Origin of the sequence: Exiguobacterium sp. Leaf196 (genome assembly GCF_001423965.1) — a bacterium.
Lineage (GTDB): Bacteria > Bacillota > Bacilli > Exiguobacteriales > Exiguobacteriaceae > Exiguobacterium_A.
Genome location: NZ_LMPV01000007.1, coordinates 37,158 through 58,019, shown reverse-complemented (window position 1 = coordinate 58,019; position 20,862 = coordinate 37,158). Strand labels below are relative to the sequence as shown.

The window sequence follows — 20,862 nt, the reverse complement described above, 5'->3', positions numbered from 1 at the left end:
CCCGAAACGCGGTATCTTATCGTTAAATAATTTAGCGTGGTACAGTGATAATAAGATAAAGGAGTGGGAGTATGCAATCATTTTCTACGATTCGACTCAAGGATGGAGCGACGGATTACGTCGGTGCCTCGGCAACGCGGCTTCAGCAGGTCATTCGTCAGCTCGAAGATGGACTCGAACAATCTAACTATACCCGATTAATCACCCCCTTAATTGAGGAAATCGGTGGACGGGAACAGATTCGGATGGATTTTACGACTAGTGTCGCGCGTGCACTCAGCGAACGCGGTCGCGAACAATATAAACGTGTCTTCTACAGTGGCTCCGTCTTTCAACCGGAAGAGAAGTTCCAGGTCGGGTTCGAAGAACGGGGACAAATCGCAGAAGTCGAAGCAATTCAACTTGCGGTCCGACTCGTCGAGGAACTGACAGGAAAAGAAGTCACACTCTCAATCGGTGATGCCGGTTTGATCGAGCATTTGATCGAGACGCGTGTCGGTGATCACCACTTACGCGACCAAGTGACGCAGATGCTCCGTTTACGTAACGTCATCGAATTGAAGCGAATCGCAGGTCAACTCGATGATGCCTTACTCGCAAAACTTCCTTTATTATTCGGACGTGAAGGGGCAGAGACGATCCTACCATACGTCGATGAGACACGACTTAATGCCGTGCTTGATCTCGCGGAAGCCGTCAATGCCGATCTCGACTTCGGTCAAATGGGCTTACAGACGTATTACGACGGGATCACGATCCACGGTTTCATCGAAGGTGTGACGGAACCCATCCTCGTCGGTGGACGCTACGACCGGCTTTATGAACAATTCGGACAAGAACAACAGGCGTTCGGCATCGGATTCTCGGTCGAACGGTTGGCGGAGGTGCTCTAAATGCGAATCGGAATTACGAAAGGACGGCTGTCGAAAGCGACAGAACGTTATCTAAAAGAAGCTGGCGTCGAGACATGGGGAGCCATTGAACGCGAACTAATCGTCAAACGGGGCGAGCACGAATTCGTCTTCATGAAAGGATCGGACTTGATCCCGTACGTCGCTCAAGGAGTTCTCGATGTTGCAATCACCGGCAGTGACATCTTACTCGAATCGGATCAAGAGCTATCGGAACTCGCAGAATTACCGTTCGGCGTCTGCCGGATGTCGGTCTGCGCGAAGGAACCGCTACAATTCGAAGGTGGACGTCGCGTCCGGATTGCGACGAAATATCCGGTCATCGCAAAACGCTACTTCAGCGAACTCGGTGTCGACGTCGACATCGTACCGCTGAACGGTTCCGTCGAGTTAGCACCGTTACTCGGACTTGCTGACGCAATCGTCGATATCGTCGAGACAGGTGAGACGTTACGGGCAAACGGACTAAATGAATACGAAAAAATCATCGATATCAGCGCTCGATTCTTTACGAGCGAATGGACGTTAAAACGGAAGCGGGTTGAAGTCATCCGCTTGCTCGAGCAATTGACAGAAGGAGTGACACGATCATGACACCGACAAAACCTTTCAGCATCGATCGCGACACGGAGCTCGCGGTCCGCGCGATCCTCGAACGCATCGCAACAGACGGTGACGCTGCTGTCCGCGATTATACGAAGCAATTCGATCAGGTCGATCTCGAAGATTTCCGTCTTAGTGAAACACGGATCGCGCAAGCCTTCGAACAGGCAGACGCCAACTTGATCGACTCGTTGAAGTTGATGGCGACACGACTCGTCGAATGGCATGAACAGGAACTGCCGTCCGACATCGAACTCGTCGAAGCAGACGTGACACGACGCCAACGGTTCGTTCCCGTTGATTCGGTCGGGATCTACGTACCGGGTGGTGCAGCAAGTTATCCATCGACGGTCTTGATGAACGCGATTCCAGCGAAAGTTGCCGGAGTCGAACGCGTCGTCATGGTGACACCGATGACGAACTTAAGTGATGAGGTCCTCGTTGCAGCACGGATCGCTGGTGTGACAGAAATCTATACGATTGGTGGAGCACAAGCGGTCGCTGCGCTGACATTCGGAACAGAAAGCATCCAAGCCGTCGATTTGATCGTCGGACCCGGGAACCGCTTCGTCGCTGAAGCAAAACGCCAAGTCTACGGCATCGTTGGCATCGACTCGGTCGCCGGTCCATCGGAAGTCGTCGTCATCGCGGACGAAACGGCGCATCCGGACCGGATCGCAGCCGACTTACTTGCGCAAGCTGAACACGACCGTGACGCTGTTGCGATCGCCTTCGTGCCAACGGAAGAGATGAAACAAGCGGTGGATACGGAGATCGAGCGACGCTTACAGCAATTGCCGCGTCAAGAGATTGCCCGTCGCGCGATGGAAAACGGTGGCGTCTTCGTCGCTCCACTCGAAACAGCAATCGAAGAAGCGAATCGCCTCGCAGCGGAACACTTGGAACTTGCCGTTGCCAATCCGCAAGAGGTCGTCAAATCAATCCGTCACGCCGGGATGATTTTCCTCGGTCACGAAACACCGGAAACGCTTGGCGATTACGTCGCTGGAACAAACCACGTCTTACCGACATCCGGGACAGCCCGTTTTGCGTCTGGATTATCAGCGCGGACGTTTTTGCGTCACCAGACGATGCTCGAAGCCACTCGCGCAGGCGTACAACGTCTCGCGAACGCAGCGAAAACCGTTGCCCGGGTCGAAGGACTCGAAGCACACGCACAAGCCATCGAAGTGAGGGAAGACTAATGCGATTACACCAAAACGAACGATTCACGACCCACAGTCCAGTTGGGATCGAAGCGATTCAAGAATTGATCGCAACGTTCCCTTTAAATGAATATCCTGTCGAAATCATCGATCAAGTTAAGGCATCGTACGCGACGTACGCCGGTGTCCGTCCAACGCAACTCGTCGCCGGGAACGGCTCGGATGAGCTGATCGGCTACTTATGTGCTTGCTACGGCGGACCCGGGATGCCGGTCATCGCCTCGGAACCGGACTTCGTCATGTACCAGTTCTACGCTGACCGGGCACGGGCACCGTTCGAACGGGTACCGCTACTCGACAAGATGGCGCTTGACGTCGACGGATTGATCGCAGCACCCGGTGAGATCATCTTCTTGAGTCACCCGCACAATCCGTCTGGTGTCCTCCGGAAGGAAGCGGACATCCGTCGTTTGCTCGACAGTGGCAAATACGTCGTTATCGATGAGGCGTACATCGACTTCGCGCTCGAACAGTCGATGCTTCATTTACTCGAGGAATATCCGAAAGCGATCATCTTACGGACGCTCTCAAAAGCGTTCGGACTCGCATCGCTTCGACTTGGTTTTGTCATCGCGAGCGAACAAATCATCGAAGAAATCGAACAGATTAAATCACCGTACAACGTCTCTGGTCTATCAGCAGCTGTCGGCATCGCTATCATGGCAGAACCGGAACTCGATCGGGTCTTAGAAGAAACGTATGTGAGTCGCGAAACGATCGAGCGGATTCTCGCGCCAATCGGCAAGACGTATCCGAGTGCAGCGAACTTCGTCTATGTCGAGTATCCGGAAGCCGAACGCTTTACGCAGCGTTGTGCTGACGCTGGATTACGGATCCGCTTGTTTGACCAGGCATTCCGTGTCAGTTGTGGATCACCAGAAGCGATGCAAGTATTAGAAACGTGTGTAGAGGAGGAATTACGATGCGGCGTGGCGCAAGCGAACGAGTAAGTGCAGAATCAGACATCAAGGTTGAGGTCGATCTCGCAGGAGGTCCGGTTGAAATCAAGACCGGTGTCGGGTTCTTTGATCATATGTTGACGTTATTTGCCTTTCAGGCCCGGATCGGTCTGAAGGTGACAGCAAAAGGTGATACGTGGATCGATGCGCACCACACGGTCGAAGATACAGCGATCGTCCTCGGGGCAGCGTTGACGGAAGCGCTCGGCGATAAAGCCGGGATTGAACGCTACGGCGAATCGCGTGTACCGATGGATGAGACACTCGCGTCGGTCGTGCTCGATTTCAGCGGTCGTCCGTTCACGGTCTTCCGTGCTAGTTTCAAGAATCCGAAGCTCGGTGACTTTGATACGGAACTCGCAGAAGAGTTCTTCCAAGGCTTATCACGGAGTGCCCGGATGACGATTCATGCCGAAGTCTTATATGGCTCGAACACACACCACATGATCGAAGGGTTGTTCAAAGCACTCGGTCGAGCCGTCCGTCAGGCAGTCGCCGTGACGAGCGAAGGCGTACCGTCTACGAAAGGGTTGATTGATCAATGATAGCAATCGTCGATTATGGCGTCGGGAATATCGCGAATGTCGAGCGGGCGTTAAAGGAGCTCGGCGAAGCAGTCATCGTCACGAGTGACACGGAGTTGCTCGACCAAGCGGAAGCACTCGTCTTACCGGGTGTCGGTGCTTATGCACCGGCAATGGAGCGCCTGAAGGAAACGGGACTCGTCGACTTCTTAAAAGAACAAGCGGAAAAGAAACCGTTTCTTGGGATTTGCCTCGGGATGCAACTGCTCTTTGAATCGAGTGACGAAGATGGACTGACGGAAGGTCTCGGGATCTTACCGGGAACGATCGAAAAACTACCGAGCGACGTCCGCTTGCCGCACATGGGTTGGCACCAGCTGACGAACCACGGCGAAGCGGTCTATTTCGTCCACTCGTACGGCGCTGTTTGTGACCCAGAATGGATCGTCGACGCGGTTGAATACGGACGTCTTGTTCCAGCGATTGTTCAAAAAGGACAAGTCACCGGGATGCAGTTCCACCCAGAGAAGAGTGGCGAAGTCGGACTGAAACTACTGAAGGAATGGAGAGAGACGACATGCAACTCTACCCAGCAATCGATTTAATGAGCGGACAGGCCGTACGCCTGAAGCAAGGAGATTTTGACCAACAGACATTCTTCGGTGATGCGTTGACGATTGCGAAGCGCTTCAAGGAAGATGGGGCGACAGCGATCCACTTGATCGATCTTGATGGCGCGAAAGCCGGCGAACCGTTGCACTTGAGCTTGATTGCCGACATCAAAAAGGAGACCGGTTTGTTCGTGGAAGCGGGTGGTGGTGTCCGTAACATCGAAACCGTCGAAGCATACGTCGGTGCCGGAATCGATCGGATTCTCGTCGGCACGGTCGCTCTCGAGGATGAAGCGTTACTCGAGCAGATGATTGCCCTCGCTGGTGATAAACTGGCTGTTGCGTTAGATGCAAAAGAAGGCATCGTCCAGACACGTGGTTGGCTCGAAGCGAGCGGTTGGACGCTCGAAGAGGCAATGACGCACTTGATCGGTAAAGGCATCAAGACGTTCCTGTATACGGACATTTCGCGTGACGGAATGATGATGGGACCGGACGTTGATGGACTCGATCGGTTGAAACGGGAAGGGGTCGAATTGATTGCTTCCGGTGGTGTGACGACAGTTGACGACGTCGCGCGTCTGAAAGAAATTGGGATGGACGGAGCAGTCGTCGGTCGGGCATTGCTCGACGGATCACTCGCCTTAAAAGAGGTGTTACGCGTATGTTGATGAAACGAATCATTCCCTGTCTTGACGTCAAGGAAGGTCGTGTCGTCAAAGGGGTTAAATTCCAGAACTTACGTGATCTTGGTGACCCGGTCGCCGTCGCGAAATACTATTACGAGCAAGGGGCGGACGAACTCGTCCTGCTCGATATCTCAGCAACCCAAGAAGGACGCGAAACGATGCTTGATATCGTCGAACGCGTCGCAGAAGTCATCTACATGCCATTTACGGTTGGTGGCGGAATCAAGACGATTGAAGACGCAAAACGGTTGATTCGTGCCGGTGCTGACAAAGTTTCGCTCAACTCGTCGGCGCTTCAAAATCCACAACTGATTCAAGAAGTCAGCCGCCTGTTCGGTGTCCAAGCAACGGTCGTCGCGATCGATGCGAAGCAGACAGGCGACTCATGGGGTGTCTTCTCACATGGTGGCACACAACCGGTCGGACGTGACGCAATCGAGTGGGCACAGGAAGCCGTCGCGCTTGGTGCCGGCGAGTTACTCGTCACGTCGATGGACGCTGACGGCACAAAGGACGGCTATGATCTCGCCTTGATCCGTCGTCTGCGTGAAGTCGTCAACGTACCGATCATTGCTTCCGGTGGAGTTGGAACACTCGATCACTTAGCGGAAGGGTTGGAAGCAGGAGCTGATGCAGCCTTAGCTGCTTCGATCTTCCATGAAGCGACGTACACAATGCCGGAAACGAAAGCTTACCTCAAAGAACGGGGAGTCGAAGTCCGATGACGACATTGAATTTTTCAAAAGGACTCGTCGCTGCCGTTGTCGTCGACGAGCAGACGAACGATGTCTTGATGGTCGGCTTCATGGACCAAGCCGCCTATGATAAGACGCTTGCGACTGGTCTTGTCACCTTCTTCTCACGGACGAAGAATCGTCTTTGGACGAAGGGTGAGACGAGCGGGAACACGCTTGAACTCAAACGGATGTGGATCGACTGTGATCAGGATAGTCTCTTGATTGCAGTCAAAGCGAACGGTCCGACATGTCATACCGGAAATCGCAGTTGTTTCTATACAGAAGTGGAGGTGCCCGATGTTATACGAACTGGAACAGACCGTCAAAGCGAAGATTGACGCCAAGGAAGCAGAATCTTATACGAACTATTTGATCGCTTCTGGGTATGAGAAGATCGCGAAGAAATTCGGCGAAGAGGCATTTGAAGTCGTCCTCGCCGGTAACGATACGTTAGCAGAAGAGACAGCAGACTTGTTGTATCACTTAACGGTCTTGCTCGCTGAGCGTGGTGTCTCCTTCAAAGAAGTCGAAGCCGTCCTTAACGAACGTCACGGAACAAAATCGACGTTCAAGGATCGCCCGGATATTGAACAGTGGTAAACAGAATCCATATCGCATACGCGATGTGGATTTTTTTGATAGAGAAATGGGAAAAGACAAACAGATGACGGTTGTCATCAAATCGACAGAATCTTTCAATAGGCATGCTGTCTCGTAAGGGCGTATAATCAAACACATAGTCGTATGTTTTTCAGTCAGAAAGTAGGTGTTCGATTGGTTACAAAAAAAGAACTTAAGCAAACGATCAAGCAACAATCGAAAGAAACGATCGAAGAGCTGCTCGCAAAAGGTGATTCCTTGAAAGAGGAAATCGCCAGTGCCATTACACACGGATTGGGTGTCATTTTCAGTATCGTCGCGCTTGTCCTATTGATTTTGCAGGCGACGAAATCAGGTAGCGCTTGGAACGTCACCGCTGTCAGTATCTTCGGGGCAACGATGATTCTCCTTTATCTGTTCTCGACCTTGATGCATTCACTGATGCACACGAAAGCGAACAAGGTCTTGCAAATTTTAGATCACGCCGGTATCTACCTCTTGATTGCCGGTAGTTATACACCGTTCGCCTTGATCACGCTCCGTGGTCCGCTCGGTTGGACGTTGCTTGGAATCGTCTGGGGTGTCGGGACGCTCGGCATCATCTGGAAGCTTTATTCGACCGGTAAATATGTCTGGATCTCGAATGCGTCTTATCTGATCCTCGGCTGGTGTTGTCTGTTTGCGATCAAGCCGATCTATGAAGCACTCGGGTTACAAGGCTTCTTGCTCCTCCTCGGTGGTGGACTCGCGTACTCTCTCGGCGTCATCTTCTACGTCTGGGCACGCTTGCCGTATAACCACGCGATTTGGCATCTGTTCGTCCTTGCTGGTAGTGTGTTGATCTTCCTGTCGATTTTCTATTACGTTGCTCCGGCGACGATGTCATGAAGAAACTACGGCTCCGGGACTGGCTCCCGATCACGCTGTATTTTATGTTTGGTCTTGGATTGCTCCTGTACTTCCGGATGTCTGGAATGCTGGAGCAATTCGACATTCAGGCACTATCTGACTGGGTACGGGATCAAGGTCTGACCGGGATGGTGCTTTATGTCCTCGCCTATACCGTTCGACCGCTCGTCTTTTTCCCGGCGAGTCTTTTGACCGTTTTTGGCGGTTATACGTATGGTCCGTGGCTCGGAACACTACTCGACGTTATTGGTGCCGGTACCGGTGGCTTGCTCAGCTTTTGGATTGCGCGGTTGCTCGGACGCCGTGGGGTCGAGAAGTTGATTGGCAAAGGAAAGCTGAACGTGCTTGACGAACGGATTGCGACGAACGGCTTTCTCGTCGTCTTGATCGTCCGGTTGATTCCGTTGTTTCCGTTTGACGCGATCAGCTATGCATCGGGTCTCTCGAAAATCCGCTTCAAACAGTTCGCGATCGCCAACTACATCGGGATCATTCCCGGTGCGTTCGTTTACAACAATATTGGCTCAAGCCTACGTGATCCGTTCTCATGGCAGTTCTTCCTCGCGATCGGTCTGTATGTCTTATTCTTTGCCGTGGGACTTGTCGCACAACAGATTCTCAAAAATAAACAAAAGAAAGAGCGTATGTAAGCGCTTTATGTCATAATATAAAGGCAGAGATGTGAACCGATACGGTAAAACAGCCTAGCATTTATTTAGGGGGAATCATGAGTGATGGAAAAAGTACTACGGGATGGTTTTATCTTCTTATCGCAAAACAAGACATTGAACGGTCTCGCCAAGCGATACGGGCTTAAATTCGGAGCAAGTCGCTTCGTGGCAGGGGATTCATTGGAAGCATCAAAACGGGCGATCCAGGAATTGAACGCAAAAGGATTATGCGTCACGATGGACCATTTAGGGGAGTTCATCTCGACGGTAGCGGAAGCAGAGATGATGACACAAGAATGTATTCGTGCGGTTGAGATGATTGCGGAAGAAAAATTAGACTCGCAACTCTCGTTGAAACTGACATCACTCGGACTTGATATCTCGGACGACTTGATTCGCTCGAACATGGAACGGATCTTAACACGGGCAAAAGAACTCGGTGTCTTCGTCACGATCGACATGGAAGATGAGCCACGTTGTGAAAAAACGATTCAACTGTTTGAAGAATTGCGCCAATCTTTCGATAACATCGGTACGGTCATCCAGTCATACCTCTACCGGTCGGAAGATGATATCAAACGCGTCGGTCGCTTCGAGACGAATCTCCGGATCGTCAAAGGGGCATATAAAGAGCCGGCAACGGTGGCGTTCCCAGAAAAAGAAGACGTCGATCACAACTACATCAAGCTCGTGAAGTTACAATTATCACTCGGAAACTATGCTGCCGTCGCAACACATGACGATGCGATGATCGAGCAAATCATCCGTTACGCTAAAGAAAACGGGATTGAAAAAGACCAGTTCGAATTCCAGATGTTATTCGGCATCCGGGTTGAGCGTCAACTCGAACTCGTCAAACAAGGCTATAAAGTCCGTGTCTATGTCCCTTATGGACGTGACTGGTATGGTTACTTTATGCGCCGTTTAGCAGAACGACCGGCAAACGTTGCCTTCGTTCTTAAAGGAATGGTCAAAGGATAAGTAGAAAAGACGATGCAGCGCTGCATCGTCTTTTTTGAATTTAGAAAGGAGAGGACAAAATGGCTCGAACGGAACAACAGCTAAAAGAACTGTTACAACAAGATGTGCGTGTCACACCTGCGTTACTCGATGAGTTGCTTCTCCATATCGGCTCGACGGATTCTGAGTTGCGGGATGGATTGGTCTATCCGCAGTTAGCGACCTATATCGCATCAGAGTCCTTTACGATAGAAGACACCAATCGAATTTTCGATTTTATTTTAAGCGGGCATGGGTTGATGTATAGAATGGGAACAGCGGACACAACAGCTGTTCTGACGCGATCGTTTTCAGCTTTGGCACTTGCAGAGCTGTTAGTGATAGATAAAACAAGACACTTATTGACCCAAAGTCAGCTGGATCAGCTGTCCACTTACTTACAAACCTATTTGGAGCAAGAAAGAGATGTCCGGGGATTCATTGACGGGTTTGGATGGGCACATAGCATGGCGCATATCGCCGATGTTTATGCGGTCTGGTTTACGCATCCAGCGAGTCGTCCGCAGGAGGAAATCGGAGCGATTGATGCGATGATTCGTCAGTTGATCCGGTCTGATTATCTCTACATCGATGAAGAAGCAGACCGGATAGTGACTGCATGGTTGCAAGCTTGTCACCATGGACTGTCGGAAGACGTCTTATTACAACGAATCGAACAGACCATTCAGGTGTGGATTGAGAGTGACGTGACATGGGGAGATGCGGAATGGACGACGTATCGTAACATCAAGCAGATGCTACAGACACTCTATTTCCGACTGAAATGGGAAGAACGAACGGGTCACACCTTGATCGAAGATTGGTTGCGACAGGTACATCAGCGAACGCACGGAGGATGAGAATACATAGTATACGGGATATCCTTGGCATCTTCGCTTTCCTCAGGCGGGAAGTACGATCATAAATGAAAGGGTGGTTTTATTATGCATTTAGAAATTAAAAGTTTCATTAAATTTCCTCCTGAAAAAGAAGAACTAGATATTAATCAAGAATACCCAGGGTTTATAAATATGACCGATTTAAAAGACAACGATGTATTTAATTATGCATTTGGCCGAGCTGACGGGTATCCTTCTGGAAAAGTTGTTTTTTGTATAGATGGTGAACCACTTCCCTTTGACGCACATGTAAGTGAACTATACATGTTTTGGCACTCTTTAATAAAAAGTGTATCGACAAGTGAACTATATGACATTGAAAAATCAAACTGGTTTTTACAATATGAGAGCGAGGAAATTTCTTCTAACTTTATCATTCGATTTTTCTATCAAAAAAAAGTAGTAGAGTTTTATTATAAAAATCAAATCTTGGCTACTTTTCCACTAGATATGTATAAAAAGGCAGTCCTACAAGGATTTTTAGATTTTATGTGGCATACGAATTTAGAGTTTGAAACGATTGTGTATGATTCGCTAGGTGAAGAAATTGATTATGCTTCGATGAGAGAAGACACTGGAGACGATTTATATACGTGTCGCTACATTTTCTTGCAATTCATGAAAGAGATCTATCGACAAAAGAACTTCGATTTAAGTACTCTTATTGATTTTAATTTTAAGGTGAGTCGTTCTTTTTCTCGCTTAAAATATGACTTGGAAGATTAAATCTGTAAAAGTATTTTTTAAAATACTAAGCGAATTTTCGTTAAGTGGACGATCTCGATTCGCACTTTTCATTACCCGTACCAGTGTGATGAAGACAATCTGGCTTGCAGTCTCAAATTGGATGAAACCAACTAAAAACGGTCTCTTCGCCTGGTGAGAGACCGTTTATTTCATTTAAGCTACCTTACCTCACAAGTCTTCACCCGACTCCTACAGGAAAAAGCGCGACGTTTCATCTCGCGCTGTCAGAGACAAACAAGACCCGGATTCGTCATCCGAGGGATGAGGAAGACTGGCTTGTGTCTCGCCTGAGGAAAGCGGGTGAGAAGACAGTGAGGTGAATAGTGCGTTACATCGTTCATTTCGCATCATGGCCAAATGATATTACCTAGAAACACCATCCCAGCAAATAAACCAATCATTAAGAAGACAGTAGTTTGTGGTTGGAAACGTTTCTCCCGATAATGTCGAAATAAACGGTCCCCCAATGCCTGTATACAGAATAAGAGACCAATAAAGAGTAGGAAGAATTGCCATCTTTCTAGAACATCGAGAGCATCAATGTAAAATAAAAAAACAATACATAAAGCTATTAATATAGACGTATAAAAGGTACTGTGTGACATATTTATCGCTCCCTCACAGCCGTCGTCTGAAAAGCAAATAAACACGAGAAAGCATGTGCTTGATCAAGTAACTGGTGCCCCGTCATGACGGCTCCTTCCTTTTGGATGACTGCTTCATCGAGCAACGTCCAGCCGCGCTCTTTTGCTAGCTGCAGCAATTCCCACGGCATCATCGTATTTCCCATCGCGACTTCTTCGCCATAGAGACGACGGTAAGCAAGTTGACGCGGAGCGGCTGTCGGACCAAGTAGACTGATGACGACAAGTGGGGCAACGCGTTCGATTTCTTGCAGTACTTGAACGGGACGTGTCGACCATTCGAGTGAGTTGACGGCAAGAACGACGTCAAATGCATGATCAGCGAACGGTAACGCTTCGCCCGTTCCGACGATGAACGTCTGCTCGGGTGATTTCTCACGCGCAATTCGAATCATCGCATCTGAGACATCGAGTCCGACTGTCTGAAAGTCCGGTGTCAGTAGTCGACAGGCGGCACCATCGCCACAACCGAGATCAAGCAACCGACCACCGGTGATCATTTTTCGTAAGAACGGTAAAACGGTTTTGCGGCTACCGTTCGTCCACATATCATCAGCGCGCTCCGCCCAGTCAGCGGCTTTTTGATTCCATACATGCTCGGTTTGACTCATTTTCAATCACTCCTTTTTAACAGTCTAACAGGAAAATTTGTCCATTGACTGATTTTTTATTGCTACTGAATCATTATTCATTTATGATGAAGATGTAGAAGAAGCACACCAAAGTCGTTCGGCTTCTTTTTTTGTCAGTATAATGAATGGTTGTTCATTCAATTTAAAATCAGGGGGTATATCATGGCGAGTCAAATCGGTCAGCCGACCACAATCCAGTTGACGAAACACATCCAATTCGCCGTCATCATCGGTTCAGGGGTGATGGGTGCAGGCATCGCGGCACATCTTGCGAATGCTGGCATACGGACATTGATGCTTGATATCGTACCAAAAGAACTTACGGCACAAGAAGAGAAGCAGGGCTTGACGCTGAGTGATCCGCGCGTTCGTTCCCGCATCGCGCGCGATAACCGCGAAAAACTCTTGAAACAAAACCCAGCACCACTGGCATCAAAGAAATTGATCGATTTCATCGAGGTCGGAAACTTAGAAGACGACTTAGAGCGTCTGAAAGAAGCGGACTGGATCGTTGAAGTCGTCGTCGAACGACTCGATGTCAAACAGCAATTGTTCGCAACGATCGAACCGTTCATTCGGGAAGACGCAATCGTCAGCTCGAACACATCCGGCATCTCGATTGAAGCGATGCGCGAAGGGCGCTCGGAATCGTTCAACCGTCGTTTCCTCGGGACACACTTCTTTAACCCACCACGTTATCTGAAGTTGCTTGAGTTGATTCCGACGTCAGACACGGATCCAAGTGTCGTCGACTTTATGAAACAATTCGCAGAAGAACGACTCGGGAAAGGTGTCGTCATTGCGAAGGACACACCGAACTTCATCGGCAACCGGATCGGGACATACGGTCTCCTCGTGACGATGGATGAGATGAAAAAAGGTGGCTATTCGATCGGGGAGGTCGATTCGGTCACAGGTCCACTACTTGGTCGCCCAGGGTCAGCGACGTTCCGGACACTCGACGTCGTCGGCATCGACACGTTCGTTCATGTTGCAAACAACGTCTATGACTTGTTGCCAGAAGGCGAAGAGAAGGAGACGTTCGCAGTTCCGACTGAGATGCGTCGCCTTGTCGAACAAGGGTCGCTCGGTGCAAAGACGGGGCAAGGATTCTATAAGAAAGTCGGAAAACAGATCCTTGAACTCGATCTTGAGACATTTGAGTACGTTGAAAAGAAAGCGCTTACTGAACCGTCAGTCGGACAAGCCAAAGCACTTCCGGGCGCAAAAAATAAACTGAAGGCCGTCGTCTTCGCACAAGATCGTGTCGGCGCGTTACTCTGGCCAATCCACGCGAAAACCTTGCTCTATTCGGCACAACTGACAGGCGAGATCGCAGACGACATCAAAGCGATCGACGAAGCAATGAAATGGGGCTTCGGCTGGAAGATGGGACCGTTCGAGACATGGGATGCACTTGGCGTCGAGAAAACGGTCGCGAAGATGAAACAAGGCGGTTACGAAGTACCGGAATGGGTCGATGAGATGCTCGCAGCAGGAAAAACGAGTTTCTATGATGCGTCCGGTCGTCATTATGACGTTGCAACGAAAGACTATGTCGGAGCAACGGTCAATCCGAAGGAAATCCGCCTCCGTGATGTCCGGAAGTCAAACGGTGTCTTACTTGAGAACAACGGGGCACGCTTGCTTGATATCGGCGACGATGTCGCAGTCCTTGAGTTCACATCGAAGAGCAACGCGATCGGCGTCGACATCATGCAGATGATTGAACAGTCAGTCGATTTAGTTGAGAAAAACCACCGTGGTCTCGTCATCGCAAACGATGGCAAGAACTTCTGTGTCGGAGCGAACCTAGCAATGATGCTGATGGAAGCAGAAGATGAGAACTGGTTCGAACTCGACTGGATCATCAACAAATTCCAACAATCGATTCAAAAGATTCGCTATGCATCGCGTCCGATCGTCGCTGCACCACAAGGAATGACGCTTGGTGGCGGTACCGAGATCTCGCTTCCGGCAGCTCGCCTGCAAGCTGGTCTTGAAACATACATGGGTCTCGTCGAAGTGGGTGTCGGTCTGATTCCAGGAGGCGGCGGAAACGTCAACACGTACCGTCGACTGTTAGAAAACACACCGGACGGACTCGTCAACATCGAGAAAGCGGCGCAAAAGACATTCGAAAACGTCGCGATGGCAAAAGTCTCAAAATCAGCCTTTGAAGCGCGGGAACTCGGATATGTCCGCTCCATCGATCAGATCTCGATGAACCGCGATCACTTGACGTATGATGCAAAACAACTCGTCCTCGAACTCGACCGGACTGGATATACGGCACCCGCGAAAGCGAAGATTCCAGTCGTCGGTCGTGCGGGGAAAGCGACGCTTGAACTCGCTACACGAGAAATGTTCTACGGTGGTTATATCTCAGAACACGACTTGAAAATCGCAAGTAAACTCGCACACGTCATCGCCGGTGGGAACGTCGCCTTCGGTAGCCACGTCGATGAACAATATATGCTCGACATCGAACGGGAAGCATTCTTGAGCCTAATCGGTGAGATGAAGACACAACAACGGATGCAGCACATGCTCGTCAAAGGCAAGCCGCTTCGTAACTGAGGACTGGGGGGATTCGGATGAAGGAAGCAGTAATCGTCGCCGGTGCACGGACACCGGTCGGAAAAGCAAAAAAGGGCGCATTCAAGTCGATGCGCTCGGATGAATTAGCAGGCATCGCCATCCAGGAAACATTGAAACGGTCTGGTTACACGGGAGCGGTCGATGACGTCATCCTCGGATGTGCCTTGCCGGAAGCGGAACAAGGCATGAACATCGCTCGTTACGCTTCGGTCCTCGGTGGTTTATCACACGAGGTACCGGCAATCACGATCAACCGGTATTGTTCAAGTGGTCTACAATCAATCGCTGACGCGGCAATGAAGATCATGACGGGGCAAGCAACAGCCGTCGTCGCCGGTGGACTCGAATCGATGAGTCAAGTTCCGATGCCAGGTCACGTCGTCCGACCTAATCCGTCGATCGTCGACACGGCACCGGAATACTATATGAGCATGGGGCATACAGCGGAGCAAGTCGCTGCGACCTACAATGTCTCACGGGAAGATCAAGATGCGTTTGCCTTGAAGAGTCACCAAAAGGCAGCGGCAGCAATCGCAGCTGGTAAGTTTGCTGACGAAATCGTCCCGGTAACGGTGACGGAACAATTCGTCAATGATGAACTGAAAATCGAAGAGAAGACATTCGTCGTCGAGCACGATGAAGGCGTTCGTCCGGATTCGTCACCTGAAGGTCTTGCAAAACTTCGCCCAGCGTTCCGCCTCGGCGGTAGCGTCACAGCAGGGAACTCTTCACAGACGTCAGATGGTGCGGCTGCCGTCCTCGTCATGGAACGGGAAGAGGCAGAACGCCAAGGCTTACCGATTCTTGGCAAGTTCAAATCGTTCGCTGTCGGTGGTGTCCGTCCGGAAGTGATGGGTATCGGACCCGTCGTCGCGATTCCAAAGGCACTCGAACTCGCAGGCATCACGCTTGAGGATGTCGGTTTGATCGAGTTGAACGAAGCGTTCGCTTCGCAGTCGCTCGGTGTCATCCGCGAGCTTGGACTAAATGAAGACATCGTCAACGTCAACGGTGGAGCAATCGCCCTCGGTCACCCACTCGGCTGTACAGGAACGAAACTGACATTAACGCTCTTGCATGAAATGAAACGCCGGAATGTCCAGTATGGTGTCGTCTCGATGTGTATCGGTGGCGGAATGGGCGCAGCAGGTGTATTCGAACTAGTTGAAGGAGGAACAGGACAATGAGCCAAACGACAAACGAATTAATCAAAGGTGGCAGTTTTGTATTAGATGAGTTAGCACCAGAACGTCTCTTCACACCAGAGGATTTCTCAGAAGAACACAAAATGGTCGGTGATATGACAGCGAAGTTCGTCGAAGATCGTGTCGTTCCTGTCCTGGACCGGATCGAAAAACACGAGTTTGAACTGTCGGTCGGTCTCCTCCGTGAAGCAGGCGAGCTTGGTTTACTCGGCGCAGACGTTCCGGAAGCATACGGCGGCTATCAGATGGATAAGATCTCGTCTTCGATCATCACGGAGAAGTTCGCGCGTGGCCGTTCATTCGCCCTCAGCTACGGCGCACACGTCGGAATCGGTTCGTTGCCGATCGTCTTCTTCGGTAACGAAGAGCAAAAGCAGAAATACTTGCCAAAACTCGCTTCAGGGGAGTGGATCGCTTCGTACGCGTTGACGGAGCCAGGCTCTGGTTCGGACGCTCTCGGTGCCAAAACGACGGCTGTCTTGAATGAAGCCGGCACGCACTATATCTTGAACGGTGAAAAACAATGGATCACGAACGCTGGTTTCGCAAGCTTGTTCGTCGTCTACGCAAAAATCGACGGTGACAAGTTCACAGCCTTCCTCGTCGAAGGATCGTATCCAGGCGTCTCGACAGGCGTCGAGGAACAGAAGATGGGAATCAAAGGATCATCGACACGGACGCTGATCTTACAAGATGCAGAAGTACCAGTCGATAACGTCCTTGGTGAGATCGGACGCGGTCACGTCATCGCCTTCAACATCTTGAACGTCGGTCGTTATAAATTAGCTGTTGGTGCTGTCGGTTCGTCAAAACGGGCGATTGATCTCGCAGTCCAGTACTCGAACGAACGCAAGCAGTTCAAGACACCAATCAGCTCGTTCCCATTGATTCAAGAAAAACTCGCGACGATGGCAGCGCAGACGTATGCGATGGAAAGCTCAGTCTACCGGACAGGTGGACTGTTCCAAGACAGCCTCGATCAGTTATCAGAAGAAGAGAGCAAAGACGGTAAGAAAATCGCTGATGCGATCGCGGAGTACGCGATTGAATGCTCGATGAACAAAGTCTTTGCTTCGGAAACATTTGATTATGTCATCGACGAAGCGGTCCAGATCCACGGTGGTTACGGCTTCATGGCAGAATATGAAGTCGAGAACATGTACCGTGATTCACGGATCAACCGGATCTTCGAAGGAACGAACGAAATCAACCGTCTTCTCGTACCAGGAACATTGTTGAAGAAAGCGATGAAAGGCGAGTTACCATTGCTTGCGGAAGCACAGCGTCTGCAACAAGAAGTGATGAGCTTCATGCCGACTGACATCGGAACAGCGCCACTCGATCGCGAACGTCACTTACTCGCGATGATGAAGAAAATCTTCTTGTTGACTGCCGGAACAGCGGTCCAGAAATACCAGGACAAACTCCAAGGCGAGCAAGAGATCTTAGCGAACACAGCCGACATCATGAGTGCAATCTATGCGCTTGAGTCAGCGATCGTCCGGACGGACAAAGCGATTGCCGATAAAGGCATCGAGAAGAGCGAACTGAAAGTCCGTTATACGGAAGTCTTCGCGCAACAAGCATTCGAAGCTGTCGAGCGTGACGCGAAAGAGACTCTCTACGCGGCAGCAAGCGGCGACGAACTCCGGATGTTGCTCTCGGCACTCAAAAAATTCAGCCGTTATCAGCCGATCAACGTCATCGGTACGAAACGCGACATCGCAAAACGCCTCATCGAATCAAACAAATATACGGTCTAAGTCAGGTTTACCGCTTCGCCTTTGCAGGGAAAATCTCTGTAAAGGCGAAGTTTTTGGTTGAGGAGGGAAAACGAGATGCGCCAAGAATTGGTTGAACTGCAATTTGCGATTGCCTACTATCAATCCCTTGAACGTTTGTCGCCAGAAGAATGGAATCTGCCGCTTGCCCTTAACAAGTGGACCGTCCTGGAATGTGTCAGCCACCTCTATTTATGGGACCGGTTTTATTATGATCATGCCATTTCGAAGTTACCGGACGAACCGCTGACACTGGTCGAGACGGATTTCGATCAGTTCAATCGATTGGCGGTCGAGTATGCGCATCATATCGATCCGCTTGGCTTACTGAAGAAAGCGATCAGTGTCCGGCGTGATATCGTCGATCACCTCAATCGTCTGTCTGATGAGCAATTTGCGGCGACCTATGAGAATTTCCGACCGCAAGAATTCGTCGAGTCGTTCGTCGCCCATGACGCCCATCATCAAGATCAGATCGACGGGGCGCTCGCACGCTTGAAGCAGAAGTGATCCATCTGCTACTCTTGGAAGTGAGGTGATGAACATGACAACAACAGTCACGATGTACGGCTACCCGAAATGTAGTACGTGCGTCAAAGCAAAAAAAGCACTCGAACAACATGGTGTCGAAGTCGATTACAAACATATCGTCGAGGAGACACCATCTGCTGCAACGATTCAGGAACTCCACCAAAAAAGTGGGGAGCCATTGAAGAAGTTCTTCAACACGAGCGGTCAATCGTATCGTTCGCAAGGCATCAAGGACAAACTCCCTGAGTTATCAGAAGACGAGCAATACAAGTTGCTTGCAAGTGACGGCATGTTGCTGAAACGTCCAATCGTTACCGACGGGAAAGACGTCACGATTGGCTTCAAAGAAGAATTGTATCAAGGAAAATGGTATTAAGTTCAGAGGCGATTTTGGTATACTGAACACGTTAGTCCAAATTAGTCCACAGGGGGAATCGGAAATGAGTCAAGTAAAAGACAACTTACGCTATTCGGAAGAACATGAATGGGTCGAAGTATCAGGAAACAAAGCGCGCATCGGAATCACGGATTTCGCGCAACACGAACTCGGGGATATCGTCTTCGTCGAATTGCCTGAAGTCGGGGATACAATCTCAGCAAACGAGCCATTCGGTTCAGTCGAGTCGGTCAAGACGGTCTCGGAATTATATGCACCGATTTCTGGTAAAGTCGTTGCCATCAACGAAAACCTTTCGGATTCCCCAGAACTCGTTAACGAGTCACCATTTGAAGGCGCTTGGATGGTCGACATCGAACTCGAAGATGCTTCACAAGTCGAAGCCTTGATGGATGCTGCAGCATACAAATCGATGATCAACGAGTAATACTTAACGAAAAGAGAGTGAACGAGGCGCTTGCGTTTCGTCCGCTCTCTTTTTTTTGTATACTGACGACAGATACCACGAAGAAAGGAGCGACCCCGATGCAAGAGGTCACGACCGTTCCAAAAAACGGGTTATTGTATGTCTATGCACCGATGTGCGGGACATGCGCCATCGCTGAGCGCATGCTTGATATCGTCGAAGCGACGGAATCAGGTCAATCAATTCAAAAGGCGAATGGGAATTTCATCCCGGATTTCTTAGAAGAAGCCCGTGTCATGAGTGTTCCCGCGTTGTTGCGAATTGAAGAAAACCAAGTCGTAGAGCGACTTTATGCTTTCCAGTCCGTCCAAAACGTCTTTGCATTCTGTCAAGAACGGTAAGAAAAGTCCGACTGGATTTTTCTTTTTGTTAAATTGTCCGAATATTTACAATAATCCGTTGACAACGCGGAAATATGAATGGTATATTCATAACAACTTCTAGAAATGCATTATAGGAAGTCTAGCAGAGGTGATCGTTCAATACGCTTCAAGTCTTGAACCCTTTCTCCCATCCTAAGCTAGTGTATTGTTTCCCCTTAAGTCGTCCCCCAAAGACGAAGCGGTGCAATAGATAGGTGGTGGATCGAAAGGACTGATCAAGAAGTGAACGTAAGCTGGCGATCATGTCGAACAGGCGCCGTCCTCCACGCGGAAGAGCGAACAATTCCGAATGGAGCTGGGTTTTCCTTCGTAGCATTTCTAACCACATTATTCGTGTTGTCGGTTCGCCGGCAACGCCTTTTTTTTGTTTTCTGGAAGTTTTTCGAGCCGGTCGCTTGCCAGGATAGCATCTCCTTGCTACAATGCGAATAAGGAAAATTACTTTAATTCATATCCGATTACTCGGAATTAACTGGTGAGATGGAGGACGACAAGGCATGACAGTACGTTTTATGGATGTTTTCACAGAATGGGCATCGACGTATGACGAGACAGTAACCGGGCACGATCCGGAGTATAAAGAGGTTTTTCGTCGATACGATGAGATTTTGGATACAGTAGCGGATAAAGCGCAGTCGCCGGTCATTGAATTCGGAGCAGGCACAGGGAACCTGACACAACGTCTTCTGGCACGTCACGACGCCGTACTCGCCGTCGAACCAAGTCCGGAAATGCGGGCGATTCTGACGGAAAAGATTCCGTCGCTTGATGTACAGGATGGTCACTTCCTCTCGTTCGAAGCGAAGGAAGCAAGCAGTTTCGTCTCCACTTATGCGTTTCATCATCTAACGGATGAGGAAAAGGGAGAAGCAATCGATCTGATGGCGTCGCATTTACCGAAAGACGGAAAAATCGTCTACGCGGATACGATGTTCGTCTCAGAAGAGGCACGCCTGCAAACGATCCGCGAAGCACGTGCTCAAGGGTTCGATGCGTTAGCGGAAGATCTCGAACGCGAGTTCTACCCGTTGATTCCAGTCATGGAAGAATTGTTTACAGCACGGGGATTCACTGTTAAATTTATACAATACAATCACTTCGTCTGGCTCGTAGAAGCCGAGAAAATGGGGGAATAAA

22 protein-coding genes and 1 pseudogene are annotated in these 20,862 nt (G+C 49.9%); 22 read left to right on the top strand and 1 reads right to left on the bottom strand.

Annotated features, from left to right (window positions below):
- The first annotated feature begins 71 nt into the window (after positions 1 to 71).
- From ASG02_RS09615 to ASG02_RS09545, 14 genes and pseudogenes are all read left to right on the top strand, one after another.
- Positions 72 to 893 (top strand): ATP phosphoribosyltransferase regulatory subunit, encoded by an 822-nt coding sequence (locus tag ASG02_RS09615; protein ID WP_056062903.1) that lies wholly within the window; start codon positions 72 to 74, stop codon positions 891 to 893.
- Positions 894 to 1,505: an ATP phosphoribosyltransferase gene (hisG, locus tag ASG02_RS09610; RefSeq protein WP_023469189.1), complete on the top strand. Its 612-nt coding sequence runs from the start codon at positions 894 to 896 to the stop codon at positions 1,503 to 1,505. It abuts the gene before it with no gap.
- Positions 1,502 to 2,719: a histidinol dehydrogenase gene (hisD, locus tag ASG02_RS09605; RefSeq protein ID WP_056062900.1), complete on the top strand. Its 1,218-nt coding sequence runs from the start codon at positions 1,502 to 1,504 to the stop codon at positions 2,717 to 2,719. Before hisG ends, hisD begins: the two co-directional genes overlap by 4 nt.
- Positions 2,719 to 3,690 carry a histidinol-phosphate transaminase gene (locus tag ASG02_RS09600; RefSeq protein ID WP_056062897.1) on the top strand — a complete coding sequence of 324 codons (972 nt, stop codon included), beginning with the start codon at positions 2,719 to 2,721 and terminating at the stop codon, positions 3,688 to 3,690. The genes hisD and ASG02_RS09600 overlap by 1 nt, the downstream gene beginning before the upstream one ends.
- The gene (gene hisB, locus ASG02_RS09595; protein WP_035396348.1) at positions 3,663 to 4,244 is read left to right on the top strand and encodes an imidazoleglycerol-phosphate dehydratase HisB; all 582 of its coding nucleotides are present in this window, start codon (positions 3,663 to 3,665) and stop codon (positions 4,242 to 4,244) included. The genes ASG02_RS09600 and hisB overlap by 28 nt, the downstream gene beginning before the upstream one ends.
- Positions 4,241 to 4,828 (top strand): imidazole glycerol phosphate synthase subunit HisH, encoded by a 588-nt coding sequence (gene hisH / locus ASG02_RS09590; RefSeq protein WP_029342451.1) that lies wholly within the window; start codon positions 4,241 to 4,243, stop codon positions 4,826 to 4,828. The genes hisB and hisH overlap by 4 nt, the downstream gene beginning before the upstream one ends.
- Entirely contained in the window at positions 4,801 to 5,505 is a 705-nt protein-coding gene (gene hisA / locus ASG02_RS09585; protein ID WP_035396350.1) for a 1-(5-phosphoribosyl)-5-[(5-phosphoribosylamino)methylideneamino]imidazole-4-carboxamide isomerase, read from the top strand. The genes hisH and hisA overlap by 28 nt, the downstream gene beginning before the upstream one ends.
- On the top strand, positions 5,499 to 6,248 hold the full coding sequence (hisF, locus tag ASG02_RS09580) for an imidazole glycerol phosphate synthase subunit HisF (protein WP_023469183.1): 750 nt from the start codon (positions 5,499 to 5,501) through the stop codon (positions 6,246 to 6,248). The genes hisA and hisF overlap by 7 nt, the downstream gene beginning before the upstream one ends.
- Positions 6,245 to 6,860, top strand: a pseudogene (hisIE, locus tag ASG02_RS15820) (bifunctional phosphoribosyl-AMP cyclohydrolase/phosphoribosyl-ATP diphosphatase HisIE). Before hisF ends, hisIE begins: the two are co-directional and overlap by 4 nt.
- Positions 6,861 to 7,088: 228 nt before the next feature.
- A complete protein-coding gene (locus ASG02_RS09565) occupies positions 7,089 to 7,748 on the top strand; it encodes a hemolysin III family protein (protein ID WP_056063369.1) in 660 nt (219 codons plus the stop codon).
- Complete coding sequence (locus tag ASG02_RS09560) at positions 7,745 to 8,419, top strand: TVP38/TMEM64 family protein (RefSeq protein ID WP_056062894.1); 675 nt, start codon at positions 7,745 to 7,747, stop codon at positions 8,417 to 8,419. Before ASG02_RS09565 ends, ASG02_RS09560 begins: the two co-directional genes overlap by 4 nt.
- Positions 8,420 to 8,503: 84 nt before the next feature.
- On the top strand, positions 8,504 to 9,421 hold the full coding sequence (locus ASG02_RS09555; protein ID WP_035405952.1) for a proline dehydrogenase family protein: 918 nt from the start codon (positions 8,504 to 8,506) through the stop codon (positions 9,419 to 9,421).
- A 59-nt stretch (positions 9,422 to 9,480) separates the two neighbouring features.
- Entirely contained in the window at positions 9,481 to 10,299 is an 819-nt protein-coding gene (locus ASG02_RS09550) for a DUF2785 domain-containing protein (protein ID WP_056062891.1), read from the top strand.
- Positions 10,300 to 10,383: 84 nt separating this feature from the next.
- A complete protein-coding gene (locus ASG02_RS09545; RefSeq protein ID WP_035405956.1) occupies positions 10,384 to 11,064 on the top strand; it encodes a hypothetical protein in 681 nt (226 codons plus the stop codon).
- Positions 11,065 to 11,692: 628 nt separating this feature from the next.
- On the opposite strand, the gene ASG02_RS09535 is transcribed toward ASG02_RS09545, so the two are convergent.
- Entirely contained in the window at positions 11,693 to 12,340 is a 648-nt protein-coding gene (locus tag ASG02_RS09535; protein WP_035405960.1) for a class I SAM-dependent methyltransferase, read from the bottom strand.
- Between the two features lie 183 nt (positions 12,341 to 12,523).
- Here ASG02_RS09535 and ASG02_RS09530 point away from each other — a divergent pair, with 183 nt between their 5' ends.
- The 8 genes from ASG02_RS09530 to ASG02_RS09495 all read left to right on the top strand — a co-directional run bounded on the left by ASG02_RS09530 (position 12,524) and on the right by ASG02_RS09495 (position 20,861).
- A complete protein-coding gene (locus ASG02_RS09530) occupies positions 12,524 to 14,941 on the top strand; it encodes a 3-hydroxyacyl-CoA dehydrogenase/enoyl-CoA hydratase family protein (RefSeq protein ID WP_056062886.1) in 2,418 nt (805 codons plus the stop codon).
- A 17-nt stretch (positions 14,942 to 14,958) separates the two neighbouring features.
- A complete protein-coding gene (locus ASG02_RS09525) occupies positions 14,959 to 16,149 on the top strand; it encodes an acetyl-CoA C-acetyltransferase (RefSeq protein WP_047393392.1) in 1,191 nt (396 codons plus the stop codon).
- Positions 16,146 to 17,930 carry an acyl-CoA dehydrogenase family protein gene (locus ASG02_RS09520; protein WP_056062884.1) on the top strand — a complete coding sequence of 595 codons (1,785 nt, stop codon included), beginning with the start codon at positions 16,146 to 16,148 and terminating at the stop codon, positions 17,928 to 17,930. Before ASG02_RS09525 ends, ASG02_RS09520 begins: the two co-directional genes overlap by 4 nt.
- A gap of 75 nt (positions 17,931 to 18,005) precedes the next feature.
- Positions 18,006 to 18,458 carry a DinB family protein gene (locus ASG02_RS09515; protein WP_056062880.1) on the top strand — a complete coding sequence of 151 codons (453 nt, stop codon included), beginning with the start codon at positions 18,006 to 18,008 and terminating at the stop codon, positions 18,456 to 18,458.
- Between the two features lie 34 nt (positions 18,459 to 18,492).
- Positions 18,493 to 18,855 carry an arsenate reductase family protein gene (locus ASG02_RS09510; RefSeq protein WP_056063366.1) on the top strand — a complete coding sequence of 121 codons (363 nt, stop codon included), beginning with the start codon at positions 18,493 to 18,495 and terminating at the stop codon, positions 18,853 to 18,855.
- 64 nt (positions 18,856 to 18,919) lie between these two features.
- Positions 18,920 to 19,303: a glycine cleavage system protein GcvH gene (gene gcvH / locus ASG02_RS09505; RefSeq protein ID WP_056062877.1), complete on the top strand. Its 384-nt coding sequence runs from the start codon at positions 18,920 to 18,922 to the stop codon at positions 19,301 to 19,303.
- Positions 19,304 to 19,401: 98 nt separating this feature from the next.
- Entirely contained in the window at positions 19,402 to 19,683 is a 282-nt protein-coding gene (locus tag ASG02_RS09500) for a thioredoxin family protein (protein ID WP_056062875.1), read from the top strand.
- Positions 19,684 to 20,222: 539 nt separating this feature from the next.
- Positions 20,223 to 20,861 carry a class I SAM-dependent methyltransferase gene (locus ASG02_RS09495; RefSeq protein WP_035405992.1) on the top strand — a complete coding sequence of 213 codons (639 nt, stop codon included), beginning with the start codon at positions 20,223 to 20,225 and terminating at the stop codon, positions 20,859 to 20,861.
- Position 20,862: the final 1 nt, after the last annotated feature.